The sequence below is a fragment of the Flavobacterium crocinum genome, from assembly GCF_003122385.1.
Classification (GTDB): Bacteria; Bacteroidota; Bacteroidia; order Flavobacteriales; family Flavobacteriaceae; genus Flavobacterium; species Flavobacterium crocinum.
On record NZ_CP029255.1, the window covers coordinates 2,992,699 to 3,006,841 of the forward strand.

11 protein-coding genes are annotated in these 14,143 nt (G+C 33.2%); 10 read left to right on the top strand and 1 reads right to left on the bottom strand.

The window, feature by feature from the left end; genetic code table 11:
- The first annotated feature begins 15 nt into the window (after positions 1-15).
- A complete protein-coding gene (locus HYN56_RS13410) occupies positions 16-1,173 on the top strand; it encodes a carboxypeptidase-like regulatory domain-containing protein (protein WP_167398311.1) in 1,158 nt (385 codons plus the stop codon).
- An 89-nt stretch (positions 1,174-1,262) separates the two neighbouring features.
- Here HYN56_RS13410 and HYN56_RS13415 read toward each other — a convergent pair whose 3' ends face one another.
- Complete coding sequence (locus HYN56_RS13415; protein ID WP_109194799.1) at positions 1,263-3,998, bottom strand: TonB-dependent receptor; 2,736 nt, start codon at positions 3,996-3,998, stop codon at positions 1,263-1,265.
- A 294-nt stretch (positions 3,999-4,292) separates the two neighbouring features.
- Between HYN56_RS13415 and ychF the strand changes: the two genes are divergently transcribed.
- The 9 genes from ychF (at position 4,293) to HYN56_RS13460 (ending at position 14,125) form a co-directional block, all read left to right on the top strand.
- Entirely contained in the window at positions 4,293-5,387 is a 1,095-nt protein-coding gene (ychF, locus tag HYN56_RS13420; protein ID WP_109194800.1) for a redox-regulated ATPase YchF, read from the top strand.
- Positions 5,388-5,718: 331 nt separating this feature from the next.
- Positions 5,719-6,396 (top strand): TIGR02117 family protein, encoded by a 678-nt coding sequence (locus HYN56_RS13425; protein ID WP_109192642.1) that lies wholly within the window; start codon positions 5,719-5,721, stop codon positions 6,394-6,396.
- Between the two features lie 140 nt (positions 6,397-6,536).
- A complete protein-coding gene (locus HYN56_RS13430; RefSeq protein ID WP_109192643.1) occupies positions 6,537-7,451 on the top strand; it encodes a YihY/virulence factor BrkB family protein in 915 nt (304 codons plus the stop codon).
- Between the two features lie 193 nt (positions 7,452-7,644).
- Positions 7,645-8,169, top strand: coding sequence for an NADPH-dependent FMN reductase (locus HYN56_RS13435; RefSeq protein WP_109192644.1), 525 nt, complete (start codon positions 7,645-7,647; stop codon positions 8,167-8,169).
- A complete protein-coding gene (locus HYN56_RS13440; RefSeq protein ID WP_109192645.1) occupies positions 8,170-9,150 on the top strand; it encodes a transglutaminase domain-containing protein in 981 nt (326 codons plus the stop codon). It begins immediately after the preceding gene.
- A gap of 73 nt (positions 9,151-9,223) precedes the next feature.
- Positions 9,224-10,399 carry a nicotinate phosphoribosyltransferase gene (pncB, locus tag HYN56_RS13445; protein WP_109192646.1) on the top strand — a complete coding sequence of 392 codons (1,176 nt, stop codon included), beginning with the start codon at positions 9,224-9,226 and terminating at the stop codon, positions 10,397-10,399.
- 162 nt (positions 10,400-10,561) lie between these two features.
- The gene (locus HYN56_RS13450; RefSeq protein ID WP_109192647.1) at positions 10,562-12,430 is read left to right on the top strand and encodes a DNA topoisomerase IV subunit B; all 1,869 of its coding nucleotides are present in this window, start codon (positions 10,562-10,564) and stop codon (positions 12,428-12,430) included.
- Between the two features lie 18 nt (positions 12,431-12,448).
- Positions 12,449-13,558 carry a PDDEXK nuclease domain-containing protein gene (locus HYN56_RS13455; protein WP_109192648.1) on the top strand — a complete coding sequence of 370 codons (1,110 nt, stop codon included), beginning with the start codon at positions 12,449-12,451 and terminating at the stop codon, positions 13,556-13,558.
- A gap of 3 nt (positions 13,559-13,561) precedes the next feature.
- Positions 13,562-14,125: a hypothetical protein gene (locus HYN56_RS13460; RefSeq protein WP_109192649.1), complete on the top strand. Its 564-nt coding sequence runs from the start codon at positions 13,562-13,564 to the stop codon at positions 14,123-14,125.
- The last annotated feature ends 18 nt before the right edge of the window (positions 14,126-14,143 follow it).

The following is a 14,143-nucleotide window of genomic DNA, read 5'->3' on the forward strand; positions in this document are numbered from 1 at the left end:
AAATTAACAATGCCTATGAAGAGATTGCTACTTTTATTTATTGTTTTACTCAGTACTTTAAGTGTATTTGCACAAAGCGAGGAATATTCTGTTCTTGTAAAAGATATAGAAACGCTGCAGCCAATAGAAAATGCAACTGTCGTAGTTTTAAAAACCAAACAGGTTTTGATGACAAATGAAGACGGGAAAGTCACTTTTGTTCTAAGTGGCGGTTCTAATGTACAGGTATCTGAAATGAATTATGAGAATCTGACAGTTCGTTGGGCTGCATTAAAAGAAAGTGAATTTGTTGTTTACTTAAAAAACAAAAAAGAAAACCTGGACGAAGTGGTTGTTTCTCAGGAAAATCTTCAAAAAACACTTCAGAGAATAGTTTCTAATTCCAAACAAAAAATAAGTGTTTCGCATCGTTTGAAAGTCTATGTACGTGAGTTTTTCATGCTAGATAATCAATATTCTTATTATAATGACGGTTTGGTGAATTTTCAATTCAATAAAAATAATACCACAACTTTATTGGTAGAACAAAATCGTTCTTATGGTTTGCTGGAAGCAGACGTAAGTGCCGATTTAATGGGATATAATTTGAATAACATCATGGAGAATTATTCGAATTTTAAATATTTTGAACCGCTGCTTGATGCTAAAGCAAAGAAAGAATATGATTTTACGGTTAAAGGGCATTCGAAAAATAAGGATTATTATGTAATGTCTGTTAATCCACTGGATAAGGCGAAAGACGCAGTAGATAATTTTGAAATCATTTACGATCCGGTGAAAAAGATTATTTTAGAATTCACAATTTCAGTACCTCCGGTAAGTCTGGATAAAATAGAAGAAAAGACAGGAGTGGGAGATAAAAATATTACGAAGTCTTTTATAAATGTAAATTTTCGTCTGGACGGAAACGATTATTATCTCTTGAGTTCAAATGAAGAAATTGCCTATACTTTGATTCAGAAAGAAAAGTCTAAAAATATTCAGGTAAGAAATAGTTTTATTACAACTGGTTTTAATAAACAAAATTTCACTTATAACGAAAGTGATGTTTTTAAAGAAAAATCTCTTTTCAATAAAAAGAATAAAATCTTAACGAATTACTGGGATATATCCGGTTTTACAGCTACCGATGAAGAAAAAGCGATCATAGCCTCTTTAGAATTTAAATTGTAATTAAATAAACAGAAAAAAAATCCTGAACTCAAATTGTTCAGGATTTTTTGTTTTTTGAAAATTAAGCAAACGTAAAATCTTTTGCAGGATTAAAAATTAAATCCAAGTCTTGCATAGTAATAAGCACCATTGAATCCCATTTGAACAGCGTCCCAGTAACCTCCGGCTTCCACCCAGTCATCTTGCTGATCAGGATAGATATTGAATAAGTTATTGGCACCAATGCTTATTTTAGTTGATTTGGAAACTTTAAAGCCTAAAGTTAAATCGGTAACGATTTTGGCGCCGTAAGTATCTGTGGCAGCCTTTTTTTGATTGGCAAATACCTGAGCATCTGTTTCAGAAGGATCTGTTCTGTAGTCTTCAGGATCTTCATCCATTTGATAATCCAGTAATTTAACTTCGCTAAATCTTGTGAAGGCTAATCCGGCATCAAACCATTTTCTTCCGTAATTTAGGTTTAAACCAAATTTATTTGGCGGTGCTGAAGCTAATAAGAAAGCGCGGTCACGTTCTCCAAAAAATGTTTTTTCGTCTAAATCGCCATTTTTTACTTTATCAATTTTCATATGGTTGATGTTTCCTACTAAGGTTGCACCAAGTCTGTTTTCGTTAATTGTTTTTTTCCAGGCCAGAACAATGTCCATTCCTGTTGTTTTTGTATCCACACCATTTACGAAAAACTGAGCTTTGTCTACATTCATTCCTAAAGCTGTTGCATCAAAGTATCCTGTCAATACAATTCTGTCTTTGACATTAATTAAATATCCGTCAACTGTAGCTGTAAAATCGCCAAAACTTGCTGTAAAACCTAAAGAGGCGTTTACTGCTTTTTCTTCGTTTAGTTTCTGGATTCCAAAAGCTTTTGTGATTTCGCTGTCATTTGGAGCCAGTAAAACTTCTGTAGCACCAGCCGAACTAAAGTTTGTAAAACGTAAATTATAGTAAATCTGTGCTAAAGAAGGCGCACGGAAACCGGTGCTTACAGATCCTCTTAAATTGATTTTATCGGTTAATTTAAGTCTGGAAGCTAATTTACCGTTTACAGTGCTTCCAAAATCACTGTAGTTTTCATAACGTACCGCACCGCTCACCATCCAGGCTTCTGTAACATCTAATTCTGCATCAGTATATAAAGAGAAGTTTGTACGACTTTTGTTTACTTCATTAGCAGGGCTGTATCCCGGAAAACCTTGAGAACCTCCTGGTCTTGGAATTGTTGGTGAAGAGTCCGGATCGGTTGGATCGTAATCAGGATTTGGAACTGTTGGAGCACTTTGTGTGGTAGGATCTGTGATTGGAACTCCATTTGTATCATAAGTAGCATAAGAGCCTTCTTCTCCTGCAAAAATCTCAAATTGTTCTACTCTGAATTCGGCTCCAAATGCCAGATTTAAGCCGCCAAGTATGTCTCCATAATTTTTCGATACATCAAGATTGGTTGTGTTTTGAAGTAAACTGTGTCCTCCTGCATCAAATTCCGTAGGTGATTTTTCCTCCAGTGAAGCATTCAGTGTGCCTTTTATATCATAATGAAATTTATTTTTTCCTAAGGTATTGCTAAAATCCCATTTCCATCCTCCTGAAGTTTCCGTTCTAATTCCTGCTGCGATGGAATTATCGTTTATTTTAGAGGTAATTCTAGGGGTAAATCCGCCGGGATAAATAGCTTCTACAACTCTTTCACCATCATTTCTGGTAAAAGCATAAGCATCAGTATCTCTAAAATTACTTCCTCCAAAAGCGTAAAATTGAGTTTTCTCAGAAATTGGAACAGCAAGATTTACAAATAAATTAACTCCCTGAATTTCGGCTTCACCAAATCCTTTTCTGAAATCAAAACCTGGTCGTAACGTTTTGTTCTTATTTAAAAATTCTCCTGTAACATTTACAAATCCGCCTTTTGTTCCTATAGGAGTTCCATAGTTAGCAGATACTTTTAACGAACCTCCGTCAAAATCCTGGTTTTTACCATATGAATTTCCATATCCTTTTTGATCTAATCTGTAACCTTTAGTATTTGCTGTTCCTTCAGGAAAATCTCCTTTAGCATCAGTATTAAAAGCTCCGTAAGTTATGGCACCGGTAAATTCTTTTACATTGTCATTTGTAACAATATTTATAACACCTGCAATGGCATCAGAGCCATACTGGGCTGCAGCACCGTCTCTTAATATTTCAATTCTTTTGATAGATGCAGCCGGAATAGCATTTAAATCTGTACCGGTGTTACCGCGGCCACGAGTTCCGAATAAATTGATAAGAGAGGATTGATGTCTTCTTTTTCCGTTAATTAAAACCAAAGTCTGATCAGGTCCCATTCCTCTGAGTGATGCCGGGTCAACATGGTCGGCTCCGTCAGAACCCGATTGTTTATTGGCATTGAACGAAGGGGCGACATATTGTAAAAGTTCATTAATTTCGAGTTTACCACTTTGTGTAGTGACATCTTTTACATTGATTACATCAATTGGTACAGCAGAGTTTACCACTGTTCTTTTGGCATTTCGGGAACCAACTACAACAACGTCATTTAATATTTGGCCATCGCTCTCGCTTAATATAATGTCTAATTTATCTCCGGAAACAACTTTTTCGACCGTTGAAAATCCCATGTAGCTAAATACTAATGTGGTGTTTTCTTTTACTTTTATTCTAAAACTGCCCTCAAAATCAGTAGAAACACCATTGGAAGTTCCCTTTTCGACAATATTGACCCCCGGAAGTGGATTTCCGGCTTTGTCTTTTACAAGACCCGAGACTTCTTTTTGTGCAAAGAGAAATGCTGAATTCAGCAGAAATAGTAATAATGCAATCTTTTTCATGGTTATTGGTTTTTTGGTTTGTTTTTTGTTAATCAGTTTTATAAAAGTAATGTTTTTTAACAAAAAATTAGTAAAATGTTTAAAAATTTACTTGCATATGTCTAAAATTATATTATTAAACATTTTTACTTCGTGTAAGAGCTATTAAATCTTATATTTGCAAAATTTTAAAGCCAAAAAATATCATTTTGGCAGAAATAAGAAAAACGGATAAAATCATAATACATTAAATTACAATGTTTAATGTTTTTAGGCTCAAAGAAAAAGCCGAATAAAATAAATAGAAACAAACAGATGAAAGCAGGAATTGTAGGATTACCAAATGTTGGAAAATCAACATTATTTAATTGTTTATCTAATGCAAAAGCGCAGAGTGCAAACTTTCCGTTTTGTACAATCGAGCCAAATATTGGTGTTGTAAACGTTCCGGATCCAAGAATCAATAAATTAGAAGAATTAGTAAAACCAGAGCGTGTTCAAATGGCAACTGTAGATATCGTAGATATTGCAGGTTTGGTAAAAGGAGCAAGTAAAGGTGAAGGTCTTGGAAACCAGTTTTTAGGAAACATTAGAGAGTGTAATGCTATTATTCACGTTTTACGTTGTTTTGACAATGATAATATTGTACATGTTGACGGTAACGTAAACCCAATTCGTGACAAAGAAACTATTGATATCGAATTGCAGTTAAAAGATTTAGAAACAATCGAAAAACGTTTAGAAAAAGTAAAACGTGCTGCAAAAACAGGAAATAAAGAAGCTCAGGCTGAAGAAGCTTTATTAAACAGAATTAGAGAAGCTCTTTTGCAGGCAAAATCTGCAAGAACGATTGTTCCTCAAAATAATGATGAAGAGGTTCTAATGGAATCTTTTCAGTTAATTACAGCAAAACCGGTCTTATACGTTTGTAATGTTGACGAAAGTTCTGCAGTTAACGGAAACAAATATGTTGATCAGGTTCGTGAATTAGTAAAAGATGAAGATGCTGAGGTTATTGTACTTTCAGTAGGAGCAGAGGCTGATATTACAGAATTAGAAAGCTACGAAGAGCGTCAGGTTTTCCTTGAAGATATGGGACTAGAAGAGCCGGGAGCATCAGTGTTAATTCGTGCAGCTTACAAATTGTTAAAACAACAAACTTATTTTACAGCTGGTGTAAAAGAAGTTCGTGCCTGGACAATCAATATTGGGGCAACTGCGCCACAAGCAGCAGGAGTTATCCATACTGATTTCGAAAAAGGTTTCATCCGTGCTGAGGTTATTTCATACGATGATTACGTTCAATACGGTTCTGAGGCAAAAGCAAAAGAAGCCGGGAAATTCAAAGTAGAAGGAAAAGAGTATATTGTTAAAGATGGTGATGTAATGCATTTCCGTTTTAACGTTTAATCTTTTTTTAGAAATTAGAAAATAGAATAAAAAAAATAGATAAAACTGCTGAAGTGATTCAGCAGTTTTTTTTTATGTTCAAAATGTAAAACACACCGTTTGTCATTTCGACTGAAAGGAGAAATCACACTCGTGAATCTGCAAAGAGAATCTTCAATCTTTGTCGAGTTTCTAGTGTGATTTCTCCTTTCAGTCGAAATGACAAATTAGTGCGCTTTCGCGAAAGCGAATCTGTAAAATCCGTGTTCTATTTTCACAGTTGAAAATTTTTGGCTTAAAAATTGGTTACACAAAAAATAACCAATTACTAATCTAAAATCAACCAATTAAAATGCTAAAAAAATCATTCAAAATTTTCGGCTGGACACTTTTCGGAATCTTTAGCTTTCTTGCTTTGTACATTTCTTCTGTTTTAATTATTTCGAAGATTACCGTCAACTCAGATATTGTAAAAGTTGAAGAGCAAAACGCAATTCCAATTTACATTCTTTCAAACGGAGTTCATACTGATATTGTAGTTCCAATAAAAAATGAGATTAAAGACTGGCGAAACGAAATCCGGTTCAATCAGACCCAATCCAAAGACTCGTTAATGAATTTTATCGCTTTTGGCTGGGGAGACAAAGGTTTTTATTTGGACACACCCGAATGGTCAGATCTAAAAGCGAGTACAGCTCTAAAAGCCGCATTTGGTGTGAGTTCTTCCGCAATGCATACTACATTTTTTAAACAATTAAGAGAAGGTGATGACTGCAAACGTATTTTGGTTTCAAAAGAAAACTATCAAAATTTAGTCAATTATATCTCAAATAGTTTTAATGATCCTGTACATCCAGAATGGATTCAAGGTCATAGTTATGGTAAAAAAGATGCGTTCTACGAAGCAAAAGGAAGTTACAGTCTTTTTTATACCTGCAATACCTGGGCAAATAACGCTTTAAAAGCTGCCAATCAAAAAGCAAGTTTGTGGACGGTTTATGATAAAGGGATTTTTTACCATTACAAATAACAGTCCGTCAAAAAAAAAAATTTCCGCTAGGAATATCTCATTGGTAGATATATGGGAAAAATATAAAATTCCAATAAAAAACAAGAATCCCGGATTTTTCATTATTGCGTAAATTTGAGTGAATATCAAAAAATCAGCAGATGAAAAATAAAAATATTTTCTCGAAAGTATGGTATTTATTAAAAACCACATTTTTTGAATTTAATGACGATAACGCTATTAAATTAAGTGCTGCATTGTCTTATTATACCATTTTTGCATTGCCTCCATTATTGATTATTATCATTACGATTTGTGGTGTCTTTTTTGGGGAAGAGGCAGTTACGGGTCAGTTATACGGTCAGATCAATAGATTGGTAGGAAATAATGCTGCTGTGCAAATTCAGGAGGCAATCAAGAATGTTCAATTATCAGATAGTAATGTTTTTGTAACTGTATTTGGTATTGTGATGCTTTTAATTGGAGCATCGGGAGTTTTTGCGGAAATTCAGAGTTCTATCAATTATATTTGGGGATTAAGAGCAAAACCAAATAAAGGGCTGAAAAAGTTTATTCAAAACAGATTAATGTCTTTTTCTATGATTGTTTCGGTTGGATTTTTAATGATTGTCAGTTTGATGGTCAATGCAATATTAGATCTTTTAAATGCGCGCTTGAAATTGTATTTTCCTGATACTACAGTGTATCTTTTTTATGTGGTGAATCTTCTAATTGTTTTTGCCAGCATTACATTGCTTTTTGCTATTATATTCCGAACTTTACCTGACGGAATCATTAAATGGAAAGATGCTTTTATTGGAGCATCTAGTACTGCGATTTTATTCATGATAGGTAAATTTGCAATTGGTCTGTATTTAGGAAACTCTACTGTTGCAAGTGTTTACGGTGCAGCAGGTTCTGTAATTATAATTTTGGTTTGGGTATATTATTCAGCTATTATTTTATATTTTGGAGCAGAATTTACTAAAGTCTATGCGAAAGCCTTCGGTGGAAGTATTTCGCCAAATGATTATTCTGTAGAAATACAAAAAGAGATTTTTGAGATTGAAAATTAATATTAAACCATATAAGTAATATAAGTAATATAAGTAATATAAGTAATATAAGTAATATAAGTAATATAAGTAATATAAGTAATATAAGTAATATAAGTAATATAAGTAATATAAGTTCATTTAATTCACTTTGAGTAAAAAACTTAAATTCTCTTATATTACTTATATGGTTTAAAAAAAACAAATACCACATATGAAAATAGTAGCCTTTGGAGGAAGTAACAGCAAGCAGTCAATCAACAAACGTTTAGCGACTTATGCATCTAGTTTATTTGAAAATGCAGATGTAGAGGTTTTAGATCTTAATGATTTTGCAATGCCTGTATTCAGCGTTGATTTAGAGAAAGAAATAGGACAGCATAAAACAGCGCAATCATTTTTGAATAAACTTAAAGAAGCTGATATTTTAGTAGTTTCAATGGCAGAAAATAACGGAAATTATTCTGTTGCTTTTAAAAATGTTTTCGACTGGAGTTCCCGAATTGAAAAAGATGTTTTTCAGCACAAACCAATGTTATTGTTAGCCACTTCGCCAGGTGGTAGAGGAGGCGCGTCTGTTTTAGGAATTGCACAAAATCTTTTCCCTCGTTATGGCGCAGAAATTAAAGGAAGTTTCTCATTGCCAGCATTTGGCTCGAATTTTGATTTACAGGAAAATAAAATCTCTAACGCTGAGTTAGATCAGGAACTGAAAGATATTATTAAATCAAATTTTTAAATGCCACAAAAAAAGATTGCCCTTATTTTCCTTTTATTAAATCTTCTTTTTATCAATTTTACTTTTTCTCAAAAGATAAGTGAAGTCGATAAAATAGTTGCGAAATACCCGAAAAGTTTTGATACGACTGAAAAATTAGCCGACAGAATCGAAAAAGATTTTGATTCGGATTATGATCGTGCACGTGCTATTTACAGCTGGATTGCTTTTAACATTAGATATGATTATAATGCTTATTTGAATCCGCCAAGAACGCAGGGTTTCAGTTATTCTTCTGAAGCTGAAAAACAGCGAAAAATCAAACAGATCAACGATAATTTAATTCAAAAAGCTTTTAAATCTAAAAAAGCAGTTTGCGAAGGGTTTACAGCTTTGTATCAGCATTTGGCTTCTTTGATGGATATTAAATGCGAAATAATTCGTGGCGATTCTAAAATTTCAGTTAGAGATATTGGTAGAAAAACGACTTCTTCCAATCATGCATGGAATATGGTTTTGATTGATAAAAAATGGCGATTAATTGATGTGACCTGGGGGCAAGGCTATTATGACAGCAGTAAAGGCAGAATGATAAACGATTTTAATCCTGCTTATTTTGATACAGATCCAGATTATTTCTTTGCGAAGCACTTCCCAGATTCAGGTTCTTATTTAGGAAACAGATTGAGTAAAGAAGATTTCTTAAATGGTCCGTTAATCTACAATACAACAATTGAAAAAGACTATAAAATCAAATCTCCGGATTCTGGAATAATTGAAGCCGGAAATGGTGATAAAATTACTTTTGAAATCAAAAATATCTCAAAATCTAATCAGGTTTTCTATGTCAATAGAAAGAATCAGGCTGTAAAGGTTCAAAATCCAAAAGAGAAACGAGGAGGTTTAGAGTTTCAGATTCTAATTGATAGCAACATAGGTGATTACATAACTGTTTTTGTAGATGGCAATAGTGTTGTTTCTTTTAAAATTGTTTCGAAATAATATTTAGATTCGAGATTTTCTTCTTTTGTTAAAATTGCCGTATCTTAGCAAGAATGATCCGAATTTGAGCATTATGGAAACAACTTTTCTGAAATCAATCTTAGATAATGATTTCTATAAATTTACGATGCAGCATGCTGTAATTAAACTTTTTCCGAAAGCAAAAGTTCGTTACGGATTTATAAACAGAGGAAAACATATATTTCCGGAAGGATTTGCAGATTTACTTCGAAATTCTGTTAATGCTTTGGCTGATCTTCGTTTAACAAAAGAAGAGAAAAATTATCTGGCACACTATTGTCCTTATCTTGATCCTACTTATTTAGATTTTCTTCAGGGATATAGTTTTGATCCTTCTGAAGTGCAGATTAGTCAGGAAGGTTCAGAAATAAAAGTTACAGTTGAAGGATTTTGGTACCGAACCATTTTATGGGAAGTGCCTTTAATGGCTTTGATTTCGGAGCTTTTTTACAAGGCAAATCATTTGATTCGCCTGAATGATGAAGCGATTAAATCACTTACCAAAGAAAAAATCGACAATTACAATACATTAGGAGTTTCTATTCTGGAATTTGGTACAAGACGACGTCATTCTTATGAAGTGCATGATTTGATAAATGAAACGCTGCGAACAAATGGAGGACATAGCTTTATTGGAACCAGTAATGTACATTTTGCAATGGTTAATAACCGAAGACCTTTAGGGACACATGCACACGAATGGTTTATGTTTCATGCAGCGCAGTATGGTTTTCAAATGGCAAATTTTGTGAGTCTTGAAAACTGGACAAAAGTTTATGGTGGCGATCTGGGAATTGCTTTAACAGATACCTACACTACAGAGATATTCTTCAATCAGTTTGATAAAAAATATTCTAAGCTTTTTGACGGTGTTCGCCATGATAGCGGTGACCCGATTGAATTTGCTCAAAAAGTGATTTCGCATTATACCAAAATGGGAATTGATCCAAAATCGAAAGCTATTGTTTTTTCAGATTCTTTAAATTATGATAAGGTAAAAGCGATAGTCGATTTTTGCAAGGATAAAATAAAAATGTCATTTGGGATTGGTACAAACTTCACAAATGATGTTGGCCTTCCTGCTATGAATATGGTGATCAAATTAACCGATACAAAACCTGATAATATACATTGGCAAGGAGTGGTAAAACTTTCAGACGAAAAAAACAAAAATACGGGAACGCCCGAAATGATTGCTTTGGCGAAAGAAGTGCTGGGAATCAAATAGTGTTTTTTGCTGAAAAAGCAGTTTTTGTATAATTTTATTATCCGATTTATTTTAAAATCAGTTTAAATAGATTTATAACTGTTATTATTCATAACAAAAAAGAAATACACTTTCATTTTTTGTTAAGAAATGGTACATTAGCAAAAAATCCTAAATTCATTTATGCTAGAGCAAAATCAATACAACGAAGATAATATTCGTTCACTCGATTGGAAGGAACATATTCGTATGCGTCCGGGTATGTACATCGGGAAATTAGGGGACGGATCATCACCGGATGATGGTATTTATATTCTTTTAAAAGAGGTTTTAGACAACTGTATCGATGAGTTCGTTATGGGTGCCGGTAAAACTATCGAAGTATCTATAAAAGATAAAACAGTTTCTGTTCGTGATTACGGACGTGGAATTCCGTTAGGAAAAGTAGTAGACGTAGTTTCTAAAATGAACACAGGAGGAAAGTACGATTCTAAAGCTTTCCAGAAATCAGTTGGTTTGAACGGTGTCGGAACAAAAGCGGTAAATGCACTTTCTACATTTTTCCGTGTAGAATCGGTTCGTGATGAGAAACAGAAAGGAGCGGAGTTTTCGGCAGGAAATTTAGTTTTGGAAGAAGATGTAATTGAGACAACCAAACGTAAAGGAACGAAAGTAATTTTTACCCCGGATGAAACGATTTTTAAAAATTATAAATTTCGTTTAGAATATGTGGTGAAAATGGTCAAAAACTATTGTTACTTAAACAATGGATTGACTATTATTTTTAATGGAGAAAAATACTATTCAGAAAACGGACTTCGTGATTTATTAGAAGAAACGATCAATGAAGAAGATTTAGAATATCCAATTATCCATTTAAAAGACCATGATATTGAAGTTGCGCTTACACACAGTAAAACGCAATATAGCGAAGAATATCACTCTTTTGTTAATGGACAGAACACAACGCAGGGAGGAACGCACTTAGCGGCCTATCGTGAAGCGGTTGTAAAAACAATTCGTGAGTTTTACAATAAGAATTTCGATGCATCAGACGTTCGTAAATCGATTGTGAGTGCGATTAGTATTAAAGTGATGGAACCAGTTTTTGAGTCTCAGACCAAAACAAAATTAGGTTCTACCGATATGGGTTCTGATGATGGAACACCGGCGGTATCTGTTCGTACTTTCGTAAATGATTTTATCAAAACGAAACTGGATAATTATCTTCATAAAAATCCAACAACTGCGGATGCTTTGTTACGAAAAATTCTTCAGGCAGAACGTGAACGTAAAGAATTATCAGGAATTAGAAAACTGGCAACAGATCGTGCTAAAAAAGCGAATCTTCACAACAAAAAATTAAGAGATTGCCGCGCACATCTTCCTGATACGAAAAACCCAAGAAACTTAGAAAGCACACTTTTTATTACTGAGGGAGATTCGGCTTCCGGATCGATTACAAAGTCGCGTGATGTGAATACACAAGCAGTTTTCAGTTTGCGTGGTAAACCTTTGAATTCATACGGAATGACAAAGAAAATTGTGTATGAAAACGAAGAATTCAATTTATTGCAAGCAGCGCTTGATATCGAAGACGGATTAGAAAAATTACGTTACAACAACATCGTAATTGCAACCGATGCCGATGTCGACGGAATGCACATTCGTTTGCTTTTAATTACGTTTTTCCTTCAGTTTTTCCCTGAATTAATCAAAGAAGGACATTTGTATATTTTACAAACCCCACTTTTCAGGGTTAGAAACAAAAAAGAAACAATTTATTGTTATTCTGAAGAAGAAAGAAAAGATGCCATCGAAAAACTAAAACCAAAACCGGAAATCACCCGATTTAAAGGTTTGGGAGAGATCTCGCCAGATGAGTTCAAAAATTTTATTGGAGACACGATTCGTCTTGATCCAGTTATGATGGATAAACATACTTCGATTGAGCAATTGTTATCTTTCTACATGGGGAAAAATACTCCAGATAGACAAGAGTTTATTATCAAGAACTTGAAGGTGGAGATTGATGAGCTTGAGGAGGCTTAAAAATAAATTAAAAGTATAGTGCCAAACGGTCTTCAAAATAAAGTCATTTTTCAGCAAGTTGCCGAGTTATTACAAAATGCCCGACAACAGGTTTTGCGTACCGTAAATTCAACAATGACCATTACCTATTTTGAAATTGGTAGAATTATTGTTGAAGAAGAACAAAATGGAAAAGATAGGGCTGAATATGGCAAGCAACTTTTAAAAGGACTTTCTCAACAATTGACTAAAGAGTTTGGAAAAGGGTTTTCTATTGATGTTTTAGAAAGGATTAGAAAGTTTTATTTGATTTATTCAAAATCCGCGACACTGTTGCGGATTTTAGAAATAAAGAATTCCGCGACACTGTCTCGGAATTCTGAAGAGAAGATTTCGCAGACATCATCTGCGGAATTCGAGAAACTAGATTATGAAACTTTGTCTTCATTTTTCAAATTGAGTTTCAGTCATTATGTTTTTTTAATGCGAATTGATGATGAAAAAGAAAGACGTTTTTATAAAATCGAAGCTGAAAAACACAATTGGAGTGTTAGAGAATTGAAACGTCAGTATGATACGGCACTTTATACAAGATTAGCTTTAAGTAGAGATAAAGAAGGTATCTTAAAACTTTCAGAACAAGGCCAAATAATTGAAAAGCCGAAAGATATTATTAAAGATCCTTATATCCTTGAGTTTTTAGGGTTGCCAGAATTATATCAATATTCTGAATCACAATTAGAAGAAGAAATCATCAATAAACTGGAGCAGTTTTTATTAGAATTGGGTCACGGTTTTACTTTTGTTGCAAGACAGGAAAGAATTAGTTTTGATGATAAACATTTCAGGATTGACTTGGTTTTTTATAATAGAATATTAAGATGTTTTGTACTTATTGATTTGAAAATAGGAGAATTAAAACATCAGGATTTAGGGCAGATGCAAATGTATGTCAACTATTATGACAGAGAAATGCGTTTGGAAGAGGAAAATAAAACTATCGGAATTGTACTTTGTCAAAATAAAAGTGAAGCTGTTGTGAAATATACTTTACCAGAAAACAATGAACAGATTTTTGCCAGTAAATATAAAACTGTTTTACCAAGTGTTGAAGCTTTAAAAGAACTATTAGAAAGTAATAAAATGTAATGAATGAAGAGAATCTTACTTTTATTAATTATTTTAGGTATGATTTCTTGTAAAAAAGAAAATACAGATTCTTCAATCGTAATTGAGAAAACTGTAGTGAGTAAATCAAAAAGTGAAATAGCCAAAATAAGAGATTTTCCTTTGAAGGATTTATCCAAAGTTGAGATTTTGTCTTATGAAGACCGAATGCGATGGGATAGAAAAATTACGAAAAAAGATAATAAATATTCAAAAGATCTGGTTGTTGATTATAAATTGAATTTCGACAGTACGAAAGTTAAAGAAAGAGTAGTATTAAATTCAATATTAAAAACAGAATTACTGGAATTAATGTCTCAAGATAGTTGTAAATTAGAAAATTTACCAAGAGATTGTTATATGCCAAGGCATATGATACTTTTCAGAGATCAGAAAAATAGAATAATTGGTTACAAAGAGCTTTGTTTGTCATGTAAAGGTTTTAGAGAGTCGAAAAATCTAGAAAATTACAATGGCTTTTGCTTTAGTCAAATGGAAGAGCTTTTTATAAAAGCAGGAATCAAATATTTAGACGAAGACTACGAATAAAATAAATAGGTTACTGAA

Coding starts and splice junctions, on each gene's coding strand:
- HYN56_RS13410 (WP_167398311.1), top strand. CDS start 16: ATGAAGAGATTGCTACTTTTATTTATTGTTTTACTCAGTACTTTAAGT.
- HYN56_RS13415 (WP_109194799.1), bottom strand. CDS start 3,998: ATGAAAAAGATTGCATTATTACTATTTCTGCTGAATTCAGCATTTCTC.
- ychF (WP_109194800.1), top strand. CDS start 4,293: ATGAAAGCAGGAATTGTAGGATTACCAAATGTTGGAAAATCAACATTA.
- HYN56_RS13425 (WP_109192642.1), top strand. CDS start 5,719: ATGCTAAAAAAATCATTCAAAATTTTCGGCTGGACACTTTTCGGAATC.
- HYN56_RS13430 (WP_109192643.1), top strand. CDS start 6,537: ATGAAAAATAAAAATATTTTCTCGAAAGTATGGTATTTATTAAAAACC.
- HYN56_RS13435 (WP_109192644.1), top strand. CDS start 7,645: ATGAAAATAGTAGCCTTTGGAGGAAGTAACAGCAAGCAGTCAATCAAC.
- HYN56_RS13440 (WP_109192645.1), top strand. CDS start 8,170: ATGCCACAAAAAAAGATTGCCCTTATTTTCCTTTTATTAAATCTTCTT.
- pncB (WP_109192646.1), top strand. CDS start 9,224: ATGGAAACAACTTTTCTGAAATCAATCTTAGATAATGATTTCTATAAA.
- HYN56_RS13450 (WP_109192647.1), top strand. CDS start 10,562: ATGCTAGAGCAAAATCAATACAACGAAGATAATATTCGTTCACTCGAT.
- HYN56_RS13460 (WP_109192649.1), top strand. CDS start 13,562: ATGAAGAGAATCTTACTTTTATTAATTATTTTAGGTATGATTTCTTGT.